Here is a 20,177-nt window from a genome sequence, read left to right as displayed (position 1 = left end):
TTCAATGGCTTAACGGACAGTGTTCGCTATCCGTTCACGTCCAACTGTTCAAGTTGGGTGTGACGCACTGCGCTGCAAGGCTGCGGATATCGGAAAGGAGCTCGCGCGGTTCGCGCCTGCTGCTGTGGGCGAGTTTATCGATATGGCGACGGGTGCAGCCACCCTGGCCAGCGCGACCGATATCCGCGAGCGGCGTCTGGTGCGGCTCATGCTGACCGCCTATCCGTCTGCTCCACCGAGTGCCGACGAGGTGGCGCGCCTCTTCAACCTTACGTCAAGCGCCGCGCGCAGTCTCATGAGGGCGACCGCTGCCAAACACCGTCTGCAGCTTCGCGACCGGATTGAGCCAGCCCTAAAGGCCATCCTTGCAAGCTGCAAAGGCGATGGCAAAGGACCCTATGCGGCGGTGATCAATAATCCGATCCTCGTCGAACTGCTCAATGCTCGGCTCGAAACTTCGACGGATCCCAAGACGCCGGTGCGGCGAACCGGCGACAGCCTCACCCAATACACTATCGATGTCGGCTCCTACAACTTTCTGAAGGACAGCTTTAAATGAGCGAGACCGCCGACGCTCTGGCCGCCTCCGCGTTAGTCCTCGCAATCTTAGCAGCCTTGTTCTCAGTCTGGATGCCTGAGATCGCAATCGCGCTCGACGCTGAGCCGAGCAATGACAGCAGCAACAATGGGCCGCTCAAGACCAGGCTCACGCAGATTCTCTGGACGCGGCTCGTTCCGCTGTTCATTGCCGCCTTGGCTACGGTCGCAATTCTTTCCCCTCGAAGCCTAGCGATCGCACGCTCTCCCTGGACCTGCACACCATGGGAAAAATGCCGCTATGATGACGTGCAGGCGCTTATGCTATTGACGGTTGTGCTCCTAATCCTGCTTTGCGGCGCCCTGATGGTGCAGATCAGCGCGGTTTTATCAAAGCGGGCCAAGCTGTGACTGGTCGCCGTGCCGTCGTGAACAGGCATCTAGCTACGCCGTTTGTATCGCTGAGATAAGTTTCTGCCGATGGAGGAGGAGGAGGAGTTTCTCGAAATCGAGGCGAAGCTCGACGCACTTGCGCGAGCGGTCGGTTCTGCGTCAGTGATGAACCGGTTGCGATAGCGGCGCAGGTTCATCTTGACCTTCCTCCCGTTATTCCTTTCGACGGACGGGTGAGCTAAACGAGAAATTATTTGAGCTTTGGGGGGGAGAGCGCAATTTGGTTGGGGCTGAACTATCCAGGATTGCGCTGGCGCTGTGGCCGCATCAGCATGCGGCGCTCGACACGGTCGACGCCTATTTCGCGTCGGCGAGCGCCCGCGCCTGCCTCGTTAATATGCCGACAGGCACCGGCAAGACGGGGGTGATGGCGACGATCGCGCGCCAACGTTCTCAGCACCGGCCGGTGCTCGTCGTGTGCCCTTCGGCGGCTTTGGTCGAACAACTCACAGTCCAGTTCGAAGACCGCTTCTGGGACAAGATCGGCGCCGACCCGGCCTGGAAGCCCGACAGGGTCTGGAATGTTCTGCCGAGTGATATCGAGAGACTCGCCCAGCGCCTCGACGATCATGGCGACGAACGGATCGTCGTGGTCGGTACCGTGCAGGCCATCCAGCAGATCGACGCTGACGACAAGATCGGTCAGCTCCATGGCCGCATTGGCACGATACTGTTCGACGAGGGTCATCGCGAGCCTGCACCTAGCTGGGCGCGTGTCGTCCGAGGTTTTGCTGTGCCGACCGTTCTGTTCAGTGCCACGCCGTTTCGGGGCGATCTCAAGATCTTCGACGTCGATGATGACCATATCCATTTTCTCGGCTTTGCCGACGCGGTCGATCAGGGCCTCATCCGTGAGGTCGAAATCGACGAACAGCCAATGCCCCTGTCGGCGGACGACTATGCCCTGGCGCTGATCGCCAGGGTCGACGCGCTTGTGTCCGACGGGCGTTTCACGGCTGCCAATAAGGTAATTGTGCGCTGCGACAGCGAGGAGTCGGTCACGGAAATGCATCAGGCACTGACCGCGGAGCTTGCCGGTCGGCCCGACGGGGTCCTCGCGATTCACCATAATTTCCCCGAGCGGCCCGATGACGGCATTTTCGATGCGGTGCCGCGGGACCTGGCGGCGCGGCCCGAACGTTTTCTCGTCCACCAGTTCATGCTGATCGAAGGGATCGACGATCCCCGTTGCACGATGCTCGCGCTCTATGAACCGTTCACGAATACGCGCATGCTGGTCCAGCAGATCGGCAGGCTGATCCGCCATCCGGGGCCGATCGGCGACGCCGCCCCGGCCGCCTATGTCCTCGCGCCTAAGGGTCGTGACATCGCCGACGAATGGAACAGCTTCCTCGCTTTTGACGCGGCCTCGAAGGCGAATGGCAACAAGCCGTTCGTCCGCAACGACGCGACGATCCTGGAAAATCTGATCGCGGCCCTGCCGACCCTCGACTATGTTATGGGACGCTTCCGCGAACGACCCGATCTCGACGATCCCGGTCTCCATGACGATCTGCGCTTCCCGAGCGCGGCGGTCGCCTTCACGATCGAGCCAGACCTCGATCTGGACGAGCTCCAAAAGGCGATCAAGGCCGAACTCATTCGCGAGGATCGCCACGAAGCGCTCACCGGTCGAACTGCCGACAGCCATTGCCGCTATCATATCACGCTTCGGCTGACGCCATCGCCGTTCCTGTCGGGCAGCCTTTTCCAGGCGCCGAGCCTCGAGGCGACTATCTATGCGAAAAAGAACAAGCGTCTCTTCTTCTTCGACAGCGCGGGGCTCTGGATCAACGAACTCGATGGCATTGGTCCGCGCGTCAACGCCAAGACCTTGCGCTCCCTTCTGCCCGAGGGACACGACAACAGCATTTCTTTCATGAGCGTCAAAAATACCGATCTTGGGCCGCTCGCGCTGCGATCGCGTAGTCTGTCGGCGCGCTCGCTCGATCGGTCGGGCGTGTTCATGGGCGAGCATCTCAACGTCGTGACACGTGCGACCGGCTATATTCACCCCAAGGCGGCCGAGGATGGGATCCGCCGGGCGGTTGGTTTTTCGCGATCGCGCGTGCGCGACGGCAAGGGCAATGACCTCACCGCACAGCAATATGCGGATTGGTGCGGCACGGTCGATGCGCAACTCGACGCCGCCGCCCGGACAGCATCGATCTTCATCCGCTTCGCCGTTCCCGACACGGTTCCTGCGGACACGACGCCGCTGAACATTCTCGTTGACATGGTCGAGATGGGCGATCAGTTCGTCGCCAAGGGGCAGACTGCAGCGGTCAGGATCGAGGATCTGTGCGTCGCGGTCGAGGAGGACACCGACCCCAAGGCGCCGGCGGAGTTCCGCTTCCTCCTGCATATCGATGGACAGCAGCATCCCGTCTGGATCGACTGGAACGCCAAGAAGGCGAAATATTGGCTGGTGTCGCCCGGCCTTAGCCGGATCAAGACCAAGGACAATCCGAAGATCTCGCTAACCCGTCGCTTGAACCAGCTGCAGCCATTCCGGATCATCACCCGCGATCTTGCCCACACTTATGTCGGCGGTGATTTTTACCGGCTCGACCTCGACCTCACCGACCCAAAGGGTGCCGCGAGTCTGGTGCTCGATCTCATCACCGCGATCCCCGGTCTCGGCGCGGTGACGTCGGAAAAGGGCTTGCTAGTCGACGGCCATGTCGATTATTGGGCCGACGGCTCGCTGTTTGAGTTTCTCGACAAGGCGCTTAGGCCCGACCGTGGCCCGGCGCTGTTCGGGCAGAGCTTTCCTGATTTGGTGTGCGACGATCTTCAGGACGAGGTCGGCGATTTCCTCGGCCTAGATGAGACATCGGCTAGTCCGGCGGCGGTGGCGGTCGCGGGGAAATGGAAAAGCGGCAATCCCGGCGTGTCAGCGTCAGCCTTCTACGATGTCTGTGCGCAGGGCCTCAAAAATCTCGCTTATATGAAAAGCGATGGGGTCATCCTCCCGGGCAGCCAGACCCGGTTCGATGGCCGTTGGCGACTTTCAAAGCGCGATGCACCCATTACCCAGACGGTAGATCGCAAACGGCATGGCCGCGGATCGAAGGCATTCCGCAGCGCCTTCCAGCGTCTGCGCGCCTCCCCGACAACCGACCGGGCGATCTGGCTGGTCTGTTCGGGCGGGATGCTGTCGCTCGCCAAGCTCAAGGTCGAGTTCGCCAAACCCCAGCCCGAGCCGCACGTTCTCCAATTCTATCACTTGGTACTCTCGACATATTCGGCGTGCCAGTCGGTCGGCGTTCAACTCCGGATCTTCTGCGCTGAATAGCGCCCGACCACCCGGCTGCTTCGACACCCATAGTCGTCAGCGCGTAGGTGGGCGACTGCAACAATGGATGTCGGCTTTACGCAACCGTGACGGCAGCCGGGAATGGATGATGTTGGTCGGGCTGTCGTCACCGCGGGCCCGCCCGAGGGAAGGGCAGCTATTCGACTTCTGCTGTCCAAACCCGCCAGGCCGAAGTCGGCCCGTTGCCGCCACGTTTGAACAAGTCTAGGCAGCACATATCTCGTCTAGTCGAATCTTGCTTGGTACCGCTCCTGCGGTGCCAGCCAGCTTTCGATGAAATCCAGCGGGTCGACGCTTTCCATCATCGCTCTCGCGAGAATCAGACGCTCCTCGAGGCGCTTGCGGCGATCTTCGTCATCCGTAGTGTTCAACCGCTTTTCGGCGTCCACGAAAAAGCGCTCTATTGTCATCGCCCTGCCCCACCTTTCAATAATTTCCGCGAGCTGCTGCTGGCTGTCCGCTAGTGCCTGAGCAACCTTGCGGGCGTCCTCCTGCTTTAGATAGCGCTCCCACTCCTCCTCTCTTTCTTTCTTCCTGTTCGCCGCCGCCACCTCCTCAGCGTCCATGAGGCGCTGAAGAGTGCCCTTGGCCGCCTTCAATGTTTCCACGATTTTTGGGATCAGAGCGCCAAGCGGTTCCTCCCCGGTCTCTTGCCAGCTGACCGACCAGTTGACGCCCTTTTTCGGCGAGTATGCAATGACCCGAACGCGCCCGCAGGGCACGTCCTGCTCCCTTGTCCAGGAATGCGTTAGCTGCCAGGGCTTGGCGGATCGGATAAGCCTGCTGTCCTCCCGATGGTATTCGCCATCGAAGTATCGCACCGTCACTCTTTCGGTCATTTCGGTAATGGCGAGCCCGATCGGCACTGTGTCAACATAGAGGACGGTAGGTCGATCCGGAGCCCAGATGCTCCCGGAGTGATAGTGCCCGTATTTGCGATCCTTGCTCTCCACCTCCTGTTCCTTGATGTGGATGCGATCAAGGTCGTCGGCAGCCGGCGCGATTTGGACGCGGTATCCCTGTTCGTCCAGCGCGAGATAAAGATCGTTGGCGATCGAGAGTGCGCGAAGCAACAGGGTCTCTGACGAAATTAGATCCGGCAGGATTCTCTTGTAGGGCCTGAGGAACTCGCCCTGTTTAACGTCGCGTGTTTTTCGCATGTGCTCTTCAACGCCGAAGAGCAGCCGATGGCGCGCCGGACGATGGGGCTTCGCGGCAGGTCTGGCCTTGCGAACAGAGCCTTCCTTCACGGTTCTCTTTCGTCGAGGCTTTGAGGTCGACGACGTTAGCTCGATCAGTTCGTCCGATGCCTCCGGCAGTGGCGGCAAGTTTACCGGGAGCCCGAGCAATTTACGCGTCCAATATCCCGACCCAGGATAGGGAACCTGATACCGCTTACATATCGATGCCAGCACCGTGCCGGAAATTCCGAGCTCTGGAGCGATTTTGCTGAGAGGCCTGTCGCAGACTCTATTGTAAAGCTCAAGGCGTGTCAGTTGCACGGCGAAATAGGTCTCAATTCGATCGTGGCCGATATCGCACCGCCAGCAGCGGCTGGTGATGCACATCGCTCGTCATCCGCCTATCAGCGGTTTGGATAACTTTTAAGACAGCGTGGCGCCGGCGTATCCCTTCATAGTAACCGCTCCAACGTTCGCACGTTTGGGCGATCGAGGTCGCAGACTAACGGTCAAAGATGCCATGTCGACAAGGGTGCAGGCTGCCCTCGACAACGCGGCAGCCATCCAGGCCCTAACCTCACGGCGGTGCGGAACCACTTCCATTATATCCCTGGACAATCGCAATCGCCGATTGAGAGGCACATTGTAAATTGTTGAGCTAAAACAATTGTTTCGGATCGGAGCACACATTGCGGCAAAACCTCACAATGTGCCGCTGGCGCAAAAGATCCTAGCAAAAACAACCAACCGACCGCAGCACAATGTGCGCTCTTTTATCTTGCCGTCTTAATCGGTTGTGCTCTACGAGACTTGGCATCCATCGTCGTTTCTCCTTGTCGCTACGATAATATACTAAGCTCCCCTCTACGTTACGATCCCGCGTTTCGGCGTCGAGTTCCGATGCGACGAGCAGTCCTCCGCGCTCTGCGACGGGATGTTTAGGCTGCAGCGTTGCAGCGCTCGAGCCGTCGCGGCGCATTTTTCCATCGCACTGACGGAGCAGCGTCACAGGCAATCGAGCGCGGTCCGGCCGTCTTCCGAACGGCGCGGCCGCAGGCAATGTATGGCCCGCCCCGTCTGCAAGCGGAATGTTTTGAGAGGCACACTCGGTCTGCACCAATGTATCCGGCCTCGGCGTTTTGGACGCCCTGCCAAGATGGAGATTCGCGCGCCCGGCTCCTAACAAGATACCCGACCTCGACAGGGTCGCTGCCTGCTGACAGGTTTGCCGAACGCCGATCAACCGTTGGGCCATCTCTGTGTACATCCTCCCGCAGACTCCATGCGGGCCAAGCAGTAGCCGGGACGCTCCCGCTCGACCAAACTCGTTAGCTTGAAGGCACCGCCGCGGCTTCGTAGGGGCGCTCGTATGACATCACGGCCCAGGCGATCCGGGCCAGCTTGTTGGCGAGCGCAACCACCACCACGTTGCGCTTGGCGCGCTGTAGCAGTGCCTGCAACCAGGCGCCGAGCTGCGTGTCCATTCGCGCCAGATATGGCAGTGCCGCTCGCGCACCGTGGATCAACAGAACGCGCATGTAGGTGCTCCCGCGCTTGCTTACCTGAGCTACTTGGGCATGCGGTGCGCTTCGGTGTTGCAGGCGAAGTCATGGATGCTGGCGAAGGCATCGAGACCATCCTGTCGCTTCGATGCCACCTGCCCGATTTGGCCATGGCGGCGGCACTCTGGCAACGCATCTCGCGGCCATCCTGTTCCCCCATTCACTGAGACGGCTCTACATCGTGCGCGACGACGACCCAGCCGGTGAGGGTGCGCGCGATACGTTGATCGGACGAGCGAATGCTGCCCGGATCCAGGCGATCGCGCTGTCGCAGGCGCTTGGGGACTTCAACGAGGATCTCCGCATGCTCGGCATCGATGCTCTTCGGGCAAATGCCCGTGGCCACTTGGCCACGCAGGACGTCGCCCAGTCTATGGCGCTGACGGATTGAGGCTGCGGAGGAATGTGCGTGCCTGGGTCATCTCGATCGATCAGGCGATGTCGATGGCGATATATCCATCCACACCGAACTTGGGTGCGAAGGCGGGCGCGCCTTTCAGCATTCCCTTCCAAACGTTCGTCTGTTCAGTGGTGTAGTTGAAGAAGATCTCGACGGGGCCGGGCGATGCGGAGATGATGCGAGCGATCGCGTCGCGATCAGGATGGCGAAACTGGGTGCCATTTGTCGAAATAGCCCAACGCCGACATGCGAGTGCACGAACGAGCTCAAGCGATGTATTCCCACGGCTGCCGTGATGCGACGCCTTGACCAAACTGAAGCCCTTAATTTCGGGGTGAGCGGCCTTGAAGACATCCAATGAAGTGAGTATCCGGCGCACATGCGAGTCGCCTGTGAGCAGCACGTGATGGTTGTCGTACGAGGCCACAAAAGCGATGCTCGAACCATTCGGCTTTGCGTCATCGGTCTTGAATTGACGCAGTGCGAGTCGCGAAACGTCGAGCGATTCATCTTCGCCGAGGTCCTCCCATCCTTCGGGTGCCGCCTCAAGGGTCTCGTCCCAAGGACCGGCTAGCGCCGCAAGCTGGTTAAGGTCGGGGGACAGCAAGGTGATCGTGAGGCCGTCTGCGAGGCCAACGAACGGCAAAGTGTCGTCGACGAGCGCAACAGGCTTCGGAGCGAAGTTCGTGTTGGCGGGAATATCGTTGTCCACAATCAGCCGAGTGATCCGCTCGCCGTCAAGGGCGCCATATTCCTCGAAACCAGGCCTTGGCTGATAGGTCAGATCGGCGCGATCATTGAACCAAACCTGCTTGATCAAAGGGCGGAAATCATCGTCGCCCAATAGTTCGACAGCGCCCTCAATATGATCGCGATCGATGTGGGTAATGACAAACAGCTCGAAGGCGCCTTTGCCCAATTGATGCTTAGCTACGTAAGCCTTGACCGCGGTTGCCGTCGAACTCCGTCCGCCGTCAATGAGAATCCGGTACCTGATGTCGCCCCTGCCCCAACTAAGGATGAGGCAATCGCCTTCGCTAGCGGGCAGAAGTTCAAGCCGAAACATGTCAGCGCTCGTAAAGTGGAAGCAAAAGGGGTGCGTCCGGCTCGCTCTCCCAATTTTCGATTCTCGCTTTGATATCGCCTGTCAGCTGGGTGGTCTCGTACCGACTGACCGCATTTGCGCTTGGAGCATCGGAGACGAGATCGGTCAGCGCGCTCCGTTTGCTCTCGGGACGCGCTAGACTGAAGGAGGTAAAGGCCTGGCTCAAGTCCATAGAGCGGGCAACGCCGCGTACAACGGCTAGTCGCTCCTGGCAAATCGCGCATTCGACGGCGGTGCGCCGCAGCCCCTCAATAAGCCATACGACACCCGTGGTGAAGTAGGGAACCCCTCGTTTGAAAGCATCGATCAAAAGCTGGTGCGCCTCCTGGAACTGACCTTTCTCACCATGTTCCAGTAGCCATCGCGCGCGCAAGATCAGCGCGTCAGGCATTGCCGGAAATCGTTTCGCCAGATTTTGCAGCCAATGTGGCCAGTCACGCTCCCTGCCCTTGTCCGGTGCTGACAGCAACACATAGCCGCCAGCCGCCGCACCGATCGGGTTGTCATTTTTCTCGAACAGGGCTTGTTCGGCCTGCTTCAGCACCTCGGCGGCGAGTTGGATCTGCCCTGCATTTAGGTAGGCGATCAATCCGCCGAACGCTGTATCAAGGAGCACCGGATCGCAGAGGAGAACTCCCTGTTCCTCGACGGCCATAATGTCGAAGAAGGACCCAAAGGTATCGACGGCACTCGGCCAAGGCCAGGGCAGGGCAAATATGCGGGTTCCCGCGGCCGAACCGACCGTGACGAACTTGCGATTGCGGCCGACAGAGCGGGGCATCGTCACGTCCGGACCATATTGTCTTAGCCTGATCCGCGATGGGAGGCTGCCGTCACCCCCCTCCCTGAAGACTTCGATCCCTTCGGAATTTCCGTCGAGCCTGAGTTCAGGCCCCTCACCGATCTCGCTTCTATGATCATGTCGGAAGCGAAGATAGTTAAACCAATCGTTCCAGCTTGACGGGTCGAACGGAGACCTGTGGTCTTGATCGTGCGCGCGCGTCCCTACACTGACTGCGAACTCGGGTGTCTTGCGCCAATGCGACGGTGCATCACGCCTACGTTCAAGAGCCAGTCGGATGGCGGACGGGCGACGTGAGCCCGCGAATTGCGCCCAGCTGCGCCATTCGTTGGGCGACGAATCGCCCTCCAGAACGACGTCGCTGGTTTGGTCTGCAGAGATCAACACCTCAGAACTGAGCGTTTCCCCGGACGGCAGCACTGCCTCGACGTCATAGTCTCCGATGTCGAGCTCAGTTGATGACCCATAACTCCGCGCAACGGGCGCAAGAAGATCGATGATTGATCGCTCCTGGTCGGTTCGACGTACGGCATGACCCTTGTCGTCGGCACGAGTGACGATTGGTCTTACCCGAACGGGGACACCGTACGTGATCTCCTGACCGTCGATATATTTATTGATCCGGACACTAATCCTACCTGTCATACCCATCAGCTCAGTCTCGCCTTCTTAAAAGTGGGTCTCGAGCTCTGCTTCGCGCTCAGGGTTAAACCGCCGCCATGGGCGAGTTCGAAAGAATACGCACCGAGCGGCAATGGCAGCTCGACCTCGAGCTCGTCCGCCGTGCATTCCCGCGTCTGACTCGCGCCATCGATCTCGATACGAAGTTCCCCCGGGCCGCACGGCTCATTATCCTGGCGCGCAACGTAAATTGGCGAGATCGGTGGCGTCTTCAAATAGTGAAAATCGAACAGACGGGCTTCCCCACCTTGGGGTTGCTGAGGTTCGGGGAATTCTTGTGCGGTCAGGCGAAACGAGACATGACTGAGCGCGTAGAGCAACAAGTAATTGTTGACGCGCCAGTCACCGTTGTCGTCATTGGCCGCCATGCCCGCGACGGAACGCAAGAAGGCGTCGGTGAAGACACTGGCGCCATCCGAACGGCCTCTCGCGGGCTGGGCATCACCTGTCGAGAAGAAAAGGGGCGCATTGCGCCGCGTCTGGAACGCCTTACGTCCGTTTTGATCCGGATGGATCGGCGAACGACCGATCGCTGCATCTGGCGCGGCCTGATCGCCGTGCGGACGGCGACACGCATCGATCAAGAAGATCTGCTCGTCGGCAGCGCATCTTTCGAGGCCATGGTGAAACAGGCCTAGGTCCAACGCCTGCTCCCATTTGTTGAGCGACCGAAAGTCGAAATCCGCCATTAGAAGGGACGCTTCTCGGCCATAGCCATAGCCATGCCCACAGAAAAGGAACACCATTCGATTTTTCTCCGACGTCATTCCGCGATTGATCCAGACTTCGGCTGCCTTCGCAAAGGCGTCATAGGTGGGTACTCGCAAGAGCCAGTCGCCCGACGGCGACGTATAGGGTGCAGGCTCTTGCTCGCTGATCATCAGCGCTACGCTGCCTAATTGCGCTGGTGGGTAATTATAGTCGTGGATGAACCAGTCGGCCATCAGTCGGGCGGACCTCGGCGGTGAAACTAACTGTTTGAGCGGAGCATCAGCATCGGCGGCCGGGCCGCCATCCCTAAAAAACGGGTAATGGCCGAGTGCTACTATGAAGACATGGGTGCGCCCACCATCGCCATCGAGATTATAGACGAGTCCGTCTTCCCCTGTTATCTCCGCCATTGCCCAAAGGCCCCCTGTTCACGGTCTTAGCAGCATTGTGCGCGGCACAATCAATCGGATAGAACTAGCCCGAACCCGCCCCGTACAACAGTTTATACTATTGACGTTACCGGCGCGATTGCTTTTTACCGCACAGCTTTGTCTAATTTCTAGAGCCAACCGCAACACCGACAACATTTAGATCGATATTCGAAGACCCTAGCAATCTATTCGCAATGATTGCCTTTTGACGCGCACCGTCAACCCGTTGCGCCACTATCGGGCAGGCCCTTTGTGCGCGTCGCGTCGCACCGCAGCACACCGCTTCTTTCGCCAGCAAAGTTAGGCGGGCAGAGAACACAGATGCCAGCACCATCGTGCTCGTACCTGGGTGATATTTATGTCAATCCGGACCTCCGGGCCTTCGATAGGGCGATCGGCCGGCAAACGGCCCCGACCCGCAATGTCTGCGGCCGACCATTTTCCGGCGGTCCGGCGGGCCTTTCCATCGCGGCACAATAACCGGCCTTCGCCCTCCTTCGCGTAAGCTTCGGCCCTTCGCTTCGCTACGGTGCAAGCCCGGCCCGCCCGCCGGCTTCCGTCGCCATGAAGGCCGCGAGGGTCGCGGTCTAACCGACGGAGCATCCCCATGAGCGAGCATGACGACGAACCGCAGCACGCCGCCTCCCCCACCGACCACGTTCTCACCGAGCTTCAACTTTAGACCGGCAGCCGCCAACAGGAGCGCGCCCTCGCAAACTGATGCGACGTAGCGCGCCGTTTTGCTTTGCCTCACCAAGAACTCAAGGTAGGTACTATTTGCCATAAGTCGCGCAAGAGCCCTAGGGTGCCCGCCAGGAGTCCATAGCACTTCAGCGAGTGGGGCTTCGTCGAAGGCGGTAGTGGCGTGCAGGATCAGCCCACCGTCACAAACGATCGGGCCGGGCGTTTCGCCTGCAAGGAGCACGTCAATGCCGGCCCATCTAAACATCTCGAATGGACCCGTTACGTCGAGTACGTCGACGTCCTCATAGACAGGAATCACGATCACATGCTCTCTCCAAGGAGCATGGTGCAAAGGGCCGAAAACAAGCCATCCGGAAATCAGTCGATCTGGGTCATACTGCCTTCGTATCGTGAGAGACCGCTCTCGGGGTCAGTAATGTTGGTAATGATCCGATTTAGCCGGTAGTCCTCAAGATGGACGACAGTCGTCTTGTCCGCCTCCGTCCAAGTCACGAGGAACAGTCCGTCGCGAACCGGTTCAACTGCAATGGCAACTGTTTCCTGACCGATGTGATCTCCATTGCCGTTGAGGTTATAGTACGTCATCGAGGCTTCCGACGCGAAAACAAGCTCAACGCGGAATGACTTGAAATCGACGAGATATCGGTGACCAACCGCAGGAAATCTTTCCGTCATTTTATTGGACCTTCAAGGCAGTGGCGATTGGTACGGCCATCAGCGGACCTCGAACTTGAATAGTTTCCTCGGGCCGCCCGGTGGTGCCGGCGGACCCTTGAGAATTCCGTCGCGCGTGCGCACTTCAATCTCCAGCATCGTGTCTTGGGCTGCTGATGTCATAAGCGGATGTAGACCGAGAAAAGCCTTTGCCTCGACATGGGTCTGGCAGTTCGCACACCCATCGACGTTCCAGCGGCTAAGGATTGCCTCTGTGCCCACGAGGTGACGTTTCCCGTTGATTGTGGCGAAGGCCGAAACTAGGAAGGAGCCGCGAATGCTCGCTCGATTGATTCCGGCCACCCGGATATCCTGGGTGCCCATCGACGCTTCGGCGAAAGCAGCCGGAAGCGCCGGAATGGAGCCCTCTCCATATGTGTAACCCATCTGAGTTTCGATGTTGATGCAGTCGAGCGATGTATATGGCCGCTCGCCATGGCTGTCCTTCAAACAGAACGGGTTGAGAGGGGATTCCAATGTCAGCCATGAATTTGGTGAAACCCCAGGCGTCGGTCCCTGGCTGTCGACCGAGTTGGTACCCGGATATTGCGGGATTATTTCCAGGTGATTGGTCGCCTCGTGTTTCTGCTGCCAGAGCCAGAATACGCGATCCACGAAGCAATGGTGGAAGAAGAAGATCGGATCCAGGCCGGCCGTGTCATTCTCGCCCATATCCCCGTTGGCGCCGGAAATCGGGGAAACGTCCATGATCTTCGGGAGATCGTAGCCGCCAACGGCCAAGTGAATTGAGTTGTGGGGGCTCTCGAGCGATACCACCGGTTCACCGGTGGTATCGCGCCACTCCTGCTGTGATGTCGTGTTTGAAAAGACGGTAAAGTTCGGTGCTTCCAGACAACGGACGTACTTGTAGAGCACACTGTTGGTGCTTACAGGCGTGCCGTTTACAATGACAGTCGACGTCAGCCAGTCGACGACGTTTGCGTTCAGCAGTTGGACGTTGCGCGCTTTGTCCGTGTACTGCGCATTGTGTGCAGCGGTAGCTGCCCTGTCGGCGTCGGTTCCCACCAGACCTGATAGCGGATAGCGGACAGTTTCGTAACCTTCGGGCTTGCTGTAGTCCGTATCAGGAAACGGGCTCAGATGGTCGACAATCTTTCGCGTGAAGACAAACGATTTAAGCGGGTTCGGAATCGTGTTGCCATCAAGTGAATAGGTTTCGTTCGTCAGCGCCCAGGGCACACCCTTCGTCAGGGATGCCTCTCCAGTTTCATCCCAGTAAGGGAGGGCGACGTCCGCGCAACCTGGAATGCTTCGAAGGGCGTCTTCGAGTCTCATGAGATAGGCGCGATGCCAAGTCGGGAACAACACGTTGCCGTGGTTGCAATAGCCACCCCAATATGCCGAACTCCCCCACCCCGCGCCTCGGAATGGCTCACCGTGATACCCGCCAATCATGAAGAACGAATTGGGATCGTCTGGCGGCAGCTCCTTGATACCCTTCCAAGCACGCATAAGATCGTCTAGTTCCCTGGTGCTGCCCGCCAGGTAATCGGATTGAATGTCCTCAAGTGCTCGGCGAATCCTGAGTGCCATGGTGTGATTGCCTCCTACTGCTGAGCGGTCATGGGAACAGTTCGACTAGTCGGCCATCCGGCTCGGGAAATACGAATCGCGACGAGCCGTTCAAAGAGGAGAACCATCATGGTTACAGCCATCAACCATCGACCGTCGCCATGCAGGAGCATCGGCAAGAGCATGAGCGCCCAGCAAGCTCCAACACAACCAATCCCATTCACCAAGCCTATTCGCAAATCCGTTCTGGGGCCTTCGCGATCTTCACGACATTCAAAGTCGCAAAGCCCCAATGCGCGGGCCTTCCACGGGCTCAGCTGCCAAGCTAGCGCAACACCTGCGCCAACTGCGACTGGCAGAATGCCAAGTTGCTTAGCCAATAGGTGCGCAAAGAGCATAAGCAATAAAAACAAGGGCGTAGCCGCCAGCCAAACGAACGCGTAGCCGGCAACAAAAAGGCCGATACGACAAATGAACCATCCGTTCGAGCCTGCCAACCTCAAGTTGATCGGGCCGATGAGTAGCGGTGGCGTCATTGAAAGCACCATCATGAGCCACGGTAGGACCCAGTGGCTTGGAAGACCTGCTCCGACCGCAGCGCGCACCTGAAGCCAAACGCCATACCAACCCCGAACGTTCGCTGAGCAAAGGACATCCGCCGTCGCTAAATGTTCGGTGGGCAGCAACAGCCAACCGAACAGGCTTGCCGAACCCAAGCCAACGCCAGCAGCAATTTTGCGACTGCGGCTGATGCCAGCTGCTCGTGGACGTTCGTATCCAAAATCGGAAACTTCAAGGGCGCGCACTTTCTTCCTCACGCAAAAGAGCTTGCGTCCGATTTCGGCAGACGAATATTGATGTGGACACATCCCTCAGTTTTTCAAATTCCGCAGAAAATTTCCCCAGATGAAATCATTGGATAGATAGCCTTTCATTCTTTCCTTATCGATTTCACCAATGAGATTGTCGTCGAGAACGCTGCTATTTGCGCCTCCATTGGCATTAAAAGACGCATATCCATGGCAGCTGATGCACGAGGACCTATTCATTGGCACCGCGGCATCTAGGGGCTCGATAACCGAATTTCCGAGAAGTGTCGGATTCCCCGAGTCGTCAGTGAACGTAACTTGTGTCCCCTTTAGGCAATATCTTTGCCAAACGGCCCCTATTCCCGAGTTCTCGAACATTGCCAGGACAGGCTTTGTCTTCTCGCACCCCCCGTACGACTGCCAAGGGGCCTTGTTTGGTACCACCAGGGGTTTCTCGGCGCCAAAACTGTCTCTGCATCCGATCACGTCGCATCGACCTGGATTTAGCGAACCCTCGAAGTCCGACCACACCCAGTTCTTTATTTGCTTTGTGCTAATGTGAAACGACAATAAAGCGAACTCTACCTTCGATTTTCCATCATAAACGGTGTTAATATAGTAATTATCCTCAACTTTTCCTCTATCTATAGAAAGCCACTTCGCTACATCGTCGACCGAGGCCCAATCTCCCTTGAATTCGATCGCGTCAGACGGTAGATCAACTTTGAAATTGCTTGCAAAGGCGCGCTTGAGTCCTGATCTAGAATCCAGGCCGTTAGAAACGATGTATTGGAACGATGCCCAGTTTCGACGGACCTCTTCGCCGATACAACCACTCGCTGGAAAGCCAGAGCCGGCGGCCACTGGCGCGTCTTTGGGCCTGGTCAACCCGCCGGGAGGCGAGCAGTTGCCTACAATAAAAACGAACTTAGCCATGCCTTCCGCACGAGAAGCACCGAGTGCGCTGACCTGCAAGACCTTCGGAGCATCAACAGTTGGCCACTGCGCCGGCGACTTTTCATAAATATCCTCATCAGATGCCCACGTTTCGAATTCGACTTTTTGGACGTTCTGATTTCCGGAGGGAGCAACGACCTGAACGAACTCCTCCCAAGCAATCATATCTGAGCTTTGGCCCCAGGGAAGCGTAATCCCTTGCCCCCACGCCGAGCCTGACATCATGCATAGCGTGAAGAGGGCACCTACACTTATAGCCTTCCTCATAATATTTCTCCCAAGTGACTTTATGCGTTGTATCCCGCCAACATCCAGTCATTGAACAGCTTCTTCTTGTCGGCTGACCATGGTTCATCGGGAGGCATGAAATCAGATGAAAGTGCATCGTAGACGTTAGCCGCGTTGGCAGGTACGCACATCCACGCAGGGTCGTCTAAGAGTATATTTCGTTTCCGCATACATTTGATATCTACATCACGGAACAGCGGCCTGATATCCGAAGAATATTTTGGAACAACGGCAGCCCTGAGAGAGACTTTTCGGGACACTGACCGTTGGCGCTCGCTAAGCTTGCCGGAGATCGCTCCGTTCTTAGCGGGAGGATTGACGAGAGCGCTCATCAATGCCCGCACATTTGGAACGCCTAAGCCAGTCACCTGGTCGTAGCCTTGGTGCGCTTCGTAGAGACCGTTACTGCCTTGCGTTATATCGCCGAAGGCATCGGAACCGGCCAGCGGGTACAGCAAAGGAGGAAGGAACGGCAGGGCAGGCTTTCCTGCTTTCTGCATTGCTTCGTTCAGGAGAGCGCAGATACCTGCCCAGACTGGCGCGCTCCAACTCGTTCCTCCGATCTGCACTACCTTGCCACCGAGCACCAGAAATGCCCCGAAATCCGGATCTGCCGTTATGCTGACATCGGGCACCAGCCTTCTGTCGCCGAAGGCGGCGGCCAATTGCTTTTGCCACTGCGGCCGATCGAAGAATCTGCTTTTGCCGCCGCCGCTATTGGCCCATCCTACTTCGTTTTGCACTGTCCCATCGGCTCTGAGCTGCAAGGATGTGCCGCCGACCCCGATGACCATCGAGTCCGACGAGGCGTACTCTGCCTGCGTCGGACCACCAGAGCTATGTCCAGTTTGGTCAGGATTGGAGCCAGCGTCTCCGCTGGACACGAAGACATTCACGCCCGCGGCAGCCAGGCGCAAGAACTTTTGATGCTGCGTTGCAACTTCACCGTTGGGGCCGCCGAGATAAGTTTCTCCTAGACCGAGGCTTATCGAAAGCTGGCGCATCCCTGGTCTGCTTGGCAGATCAGCTATGATCCGGTCAAGCGCTTGATCCAAATCAACGAATGAGAGCGAACCCGATGCATAGATTCGTATAGTTGCTCCTGGTGCTATGCCGCTTGCCCATTCGACATCGAGGGTTTCTTCGCCCTCGGGAGCATCCAGGGGCCCTTCCTTGACATTAACTGGCTCAATTCGGGAAAGGCCCTGCGGCAACCCATTTGCCGCCCAGAACGCCGTGAGGTCGGCGTCATCTGGCAAAGTATCGATCAGGATCGCTATCGTTTGTCCCGCGCCAGTGACCCCAAGCTCACTGGCGCCGTAAGCCGCCAGGATCTCGCTCACCATGTAGGGGGGCTTGTTGGATTCGGTTTGAACCTGCGCGGTAAAGCCGACTACGGGTCGACCCAAAGAAACCCGGTTTGCCGCGCTTGGCGATCGCCTGCGGCTGTTACGATGAGCACGAAGAAACGGCTGAAGACCCCCAATCGCGCGAACATCCTTTGCCAACTTGGCAGGCAAGCTCGGAACATTGCGTGCCGCGTTATGTGTGAACCCATCTCGTGTCACGCGAACAAAATCGACTGCGAGGCTTTTAGCCACTACGCTGGTGGGGGCACGAGCATATATCCCGTCCGAGGCGACGTGCAAAATGGCAAACCCCTGCTCCTTGAGCCAGGTCTGCAGGGCTTGGACCGACGAAGCCTTCGGGTCGTACTTCTCAAATTCAGCAGGTGAAATGGTTTGGCCCTTGGCGACCAGCGCCTCAAGTTTCTCCGCTACGCCTTTGGGCATTTCGAAGGAAAAGTGGATGGTGAGGGGCTCGTCGGGTTGCGTACCATCAACAGCGTTTACAACGAGTCCAAGAGGCTGATGCGTTCCCTCGCTTGGAAGCGTCACTACACTATCGGGAAACATCTTTCGTTCGACCATTTTGTTGACCTCCCAAGACAGGACCTATCAAAATCCGTGGCTAAACATTGTCCTTAGCAGTGAGCAGTCAATTTGCCGGTTTTGCCCAGATCAGCAAAACGCACCTGCACACCGCGGCGAACCAGCATCGAATGATCGATGCCAAGGATCTTGCGCACACTTGCCAGCGCAGCCTCATTCACCTCGATGTAGGCGACGATGTACCACTCTCCGTTTTCTTCCCGTGCCATGCCCAGCGCCTCGGCCCGCCATTTCAGCGCGCCGTGGTGCGGCATGAAGTAGGTTTCCTGGACGCCGCCGACCGCGCTGAGGCCCTCGTCGAGCGCGTATTCCATCACCGAGCAGCATAGCTGAGTGAGTGTGCCCCGCAGCCCGGTAGAACGCTTGTCGGGGACGACGAAGGTTCGTGTCCATTCGGCCCAGTCCGGACGGCGGGGGACGCCCGCTTTTTCGCACATGTGAGGAAAGACCTCCGAGACCATGTGTGGCTCGCTCGTTGGGATCAATCGAGCCGACGTCACCACACGACCGTCTTCAATACCCAGCAGATAGGTCGCCGCGTCTGTATCGAACTGGTCTCGTTCGCGTCCATCAGGGCTTGGAGGGCGCCAGCGCTTTTGATGCACGAAGAAGTCGTGCCGCCGGCGCAGAAACTCGTCGAATTCGTTCTCGTATAGGTGCTTGTTCAGCGCATTGACGACATGGGCTGCTATCATGGCGCCATCCCCCGATCAGTATTCAGGGAATACTTGCAGTCGTCCTAATGGACGTCACCTGTCCGATCGGACAGTTGACGCGTTCATGGGTGGATCAAACGCCTGCGAACCGCCTCAACGACAGCCTGCGTGGTCGTGGCGACACCAAAGGCTTCCCGCGCTCTCGTGGAATGCCATTTGACGGTGCGCTCGGTTAGGCCGAGAATTTGGGAGGTTTCGGACGAGGTCTTGCCCGCCGCCGCCCACAGAAGCACTTCCTTTTCGCGGTCGGTCAGCAGCCCTTCTCCGTCTTCATCGTCATTCGACAAAGCCTGGATTGACATGCCGGCATAGACTGCCATTGTGACCAGCTGCACCTGCTGGCGTGGTGACAGGTTGCAGCTCTTTTGCGAAGAGGCAAAGGACAGCACGGATTGCCAATGGTGGACGCTCAGCATCGGCACGGCAAAGCCGCTCCAGATACCAAATTCGGTTGCTTCACCAGCAACCCGTCGAGAGCCTTCTGTATCGGACCATCTTGCAGGGACATCAGCCCAGAGAAAAGGCTTCAAGGTTTTTGCCGAGTAGATGCAAACACCGTCTACGGCGGCATGTTCCGCCTCGACATAGCGTTCAAACCAGCCTGTGGGCCAGCCGTTCAATTCAACCATCGGCGCCAATTTCTGCCCACCGAGCGGAACGCCGCTCAAGATAAGATGCTCGAAGCCCAGATTTCTTACAGTATCGAGTAGGTCGCCCAAGAGAGGCCCGGTTGCGGTATGTTTCTTGCAGCGTTCTACGAAGTCAAATACATCCGAGTCGATCATGTCAGAGCACCCCCTGCCCCTACATCTACGAAGCAAGCATAACGTAAATTTAGAACATTCGAATATCACGATCGCGTGGGTGGGCAACAAGCGGCCCAAAGTGTCTTGGCATCGATATGAAGTTGAGTGTGGACGAAACGACTGCACGCCCTTGTCTTGAGTTAGCGAGAAAGGTTGCGGTGACGAGAGCGCGAAATGTCTGATTGACTTCAATCAGGGCGTAGCGCGATCCCATCCTAACTGCTGCTTTCGGACGGTTGTCAATACAAGGTGTTGCGATGACCAGTTGAGCTCAACGGCGCAAAGCTACCGTTTAGGACGTAGAGGAGCGGGCTGACCGCGATCAGCATGGCACCATTGCCAGGGGTCATTGCCAATCAAACTGCCCAAAAGCACCCGCAATTCGGGCTGGGGCGCGACCCAGAAAGTTCGAAAAGCTTCCAAGAACCCCAGGCGATTTAGATGCCCTCTGGGGTTAGGTTGCGGATTCCGACGTGAAGCCGGCCGCCATTCCGATCAAACACCGGCCACCATTC

General features: G+C 58.0%; 15 protein-coding genes and 2 pseudogenes. 4 read left to right on the top strand and 13 right to left on the bottom strand.

Features of this window, described 5'->3' with window-relative positions:
- The first annotated feature begins 19 nt into the window (after nucleotides 1-19).
- From QQK95_RS31735 to QQK95_RS31725, 3 genes are all read left to right on the top strand, one after another.
- Nucleotides 20-559, top strand: a complete 540-nt coding sequence (locus tag QQK95_RS31735) for a hypothetical protein (protein WP_284278454.1) — start codon at nucleotides 20-22, stop codon at nucleotides 557-559.
- A complete protein-coding gene (locus tag QQK95_RS31730; protein WP_284278453.1) occupies nucleotides 556-948 on the top strand; it encodes a hypothetical protein in 393 nt (130 codons plus the stop codon). Before QQK95_RS31735 ends, QQK95_RS31730 begins: the two co-directional genes overlap by 4 nt.
- A 262-nt stretch (nucleotides 949-1,210) precedes the next feature.
- The gene (locus tag QQK95_RS31725; protein WP_284278452.1) at nucleotides 1,211-4,288 is read left to right on the top strand and encodes a DEAD/DEAH box helicase; all 3,078 of its coding nucleotides are present in this window, start codon (nucleotides 1,211-1,213) and stop codon (nucleotides 4,286-4,288) included.
- Between the two features lie 245 nt (nucleotides 4,289-4,533).
- Here QQK95_RS31725 and QQK95_RS31720 read toward each other — a convergent pair whose 3' ends face one another.
- Entirely contained in the window at nucleotides 4,534-5,877 is a 1,344-nt protein-coding gene (locus tag QQK95_RS31720; protein WP_284278451.1) for a hypothetical protein, read from the bottom strand.
- A gap of 941 nt (nucleotides 5,878-6,818) precedes the next feature.
- The gene (locus tag QQK95_RS31715) at nucleotides 6,819-7,028 is read right to left on the bottom strand and encodes a hypothetical protein (RefSeq protein ID WP_284278455.1); all 210 of its coding nucleotides are present in this window, start codon (nucleotides 7,026-7,028) and stop codon (nucleotides 6,819-6,821) included.
- Between the two features lie 26 nt (nucleotides 7,029-7,054).
- Here QQK95_RS31715 and QQK95_RS31710 point away from each other — a divergent pair.
- Nucleotides 7,055-7,443 (top strand): annotated as a pseudogene (locus QQK95_RS31710) (toprim domain-containing protein); the annotation flags it as partial.
- 40 nt (nucleotides 7,444-7,483) lie between these two features.
- Here the strand turns inward: QQK95_RS31710 and QQK95_RS31705 are convergent.
- From QQK95_RS31705 to QQK95_RS31660, 11 genes and pseudogenes are all read right to left on the bottom strand, one after another.
- Complete coding sequence (locus QQK95_RS31705) at nucleotides 7,484-8,518, bottom strand: ComEC/Rec2 family competence protein (protein WP_284278450.1); 1,035 nt, start codon at nucleotides 8,516-8,518, stop codon at nucleotides 7,484-7,486.
- Between the two features lies 1 nt (nucleotide 8,519).
- Nucleotides 8,520-10,010, bottom strand: coding sequence for a hypothetical protein (locus QQK95_RS31700; protein ID WP_284278449.1), 1,491 nt, complete (start codon nucleotides 10,008-10,010; stop codon nucleotides 8,520-8,522).
- Nucleotides 10,010-11,161 carry a caspase family protein gene (locus QQK95_RS31695; protein ID WP_284278448.1) on the bottom strand — a complete coding sequence of 384 codons (1,152 nt, stop codon included), beginning with the start codon at nucleotides 11,159-11,161 and terminating at the stop codon, nucleotides 10,010-10,012. The genes QQK95_RS31700 and QQK95_RS31695 overlap by 1 nt, the downstream gene beginning before the upstream one ends.
- A 712-nt stretch (nucleotides 11,162-11,873) precedes the next feature.
- Nucleotides 11,874-12,185 (bottom strand): annotated as a pseudogene (locus QQK95_RS33565) (DJ-1/PfpI family protein); the annotation flags it as partial.
- 59 nt (nucleotides 12,186-12,244) lie between these two features.
- Complete coding sequence (locus tag QQK95_RS31690; RefSeq protein WP_284278446.1) at nucleotides 12,245-12,562, bottom strand: MoaF-related domain-containing protein; 318 nt, start codon at nucleotides 12,560-12,562, stop codon at nucleotides 12,245-12,247.
- 39 nt (nucleotides 12,563-12,601) lie between these two features.
- On the bottom strand, nucleotides 12,602-14,155 hold the full coding sequence (locus tag QQK95_RS31685) for a tyrosinase family protein (RefSeq protein WP_284278445.1): 1,554 nt from the start codon (nucleotides 14,153-14,155) through the stop codon (nucleotides 12,602-12,604).
- A gap of 14 nt (nucleotides 14,156-14,169) precedes the next feature.
- Nucleotides 14,170-14,940, bottom strand: a complete 771-nt coding sequence (locus QQK95_RS31680; protein ID WP_284278444.1) for a copper chaperone — start codon at nucleotides 14,938-14,940, stop codon at nucleotides 14,170-14,172.
- A gap of 66 nt (nucleotides 14,941-15,006) precedes the next feature.
- Entirely contained in the window at nucleotides 15,007-16,167 is a 1,161-nt protein-coding gene (locus tag QQK95_RS31675) for a hypothetical protein (RefSeq protein ID WP_284278443.1), read from the bottom strand.
- 20 nt (nucleotides 16,168-16,187) lie between these two features.
- Nucleotides 16,188-18,119: a S53 family peptidase gene (locus tag QQK95_RS31670; RefSeq protein WP_284278442.1), complete on the bottom strand. Its 1,932-nt coding sequence runs from the start codon at nucleotides 18,117-18,119 to the stop codon at nucleotides 16,188-16,190.
- A gap of 53 nt (nucleotides 18,120-18,172) precedes the next feature.
- Entirely contained in the window at nucleotides 18,173-18,835 is a 663-nt protein-coding gene (locus QQK95_RS31665; RefSeq protein WP_284278441.1) for an acyl-homoserine-lactone synthase, read from the bottom strand.
- Nucleotides 18,836-18,918: 83 nt separating this feature from the next.
- On the bottom strand, nucleotides 18,919-19,641 hold the full coding sequence (locus tag QQK95_RS31660; RefSeq protein ID WP_284278440.1) for a helix-turn-helix transcriptional regulator: 723 nt from the start codon (nucleotides 19,639-19,641) through the stop codon (nucleotides 18,919-18,921).
- Between the last annotated feature and the right edge of the window lie 536 nt (nucleotides 19,642-20,177).

This window comes from Mesorhizobium huakuii, assembly GCF_030160235.1.
Lineage (GTDB): Bacteria > Pseudomonadota > Alphaproteobacteria > Rhizobiales > Rhizobiaceae > Mesorhizobium > Mesorhizobium huakuii.
The sequence above is the reverse complement of the archived record's forward strand: the minus strand, read 5'-3'. Positions and strand labels throughout refer to the sequence as shown.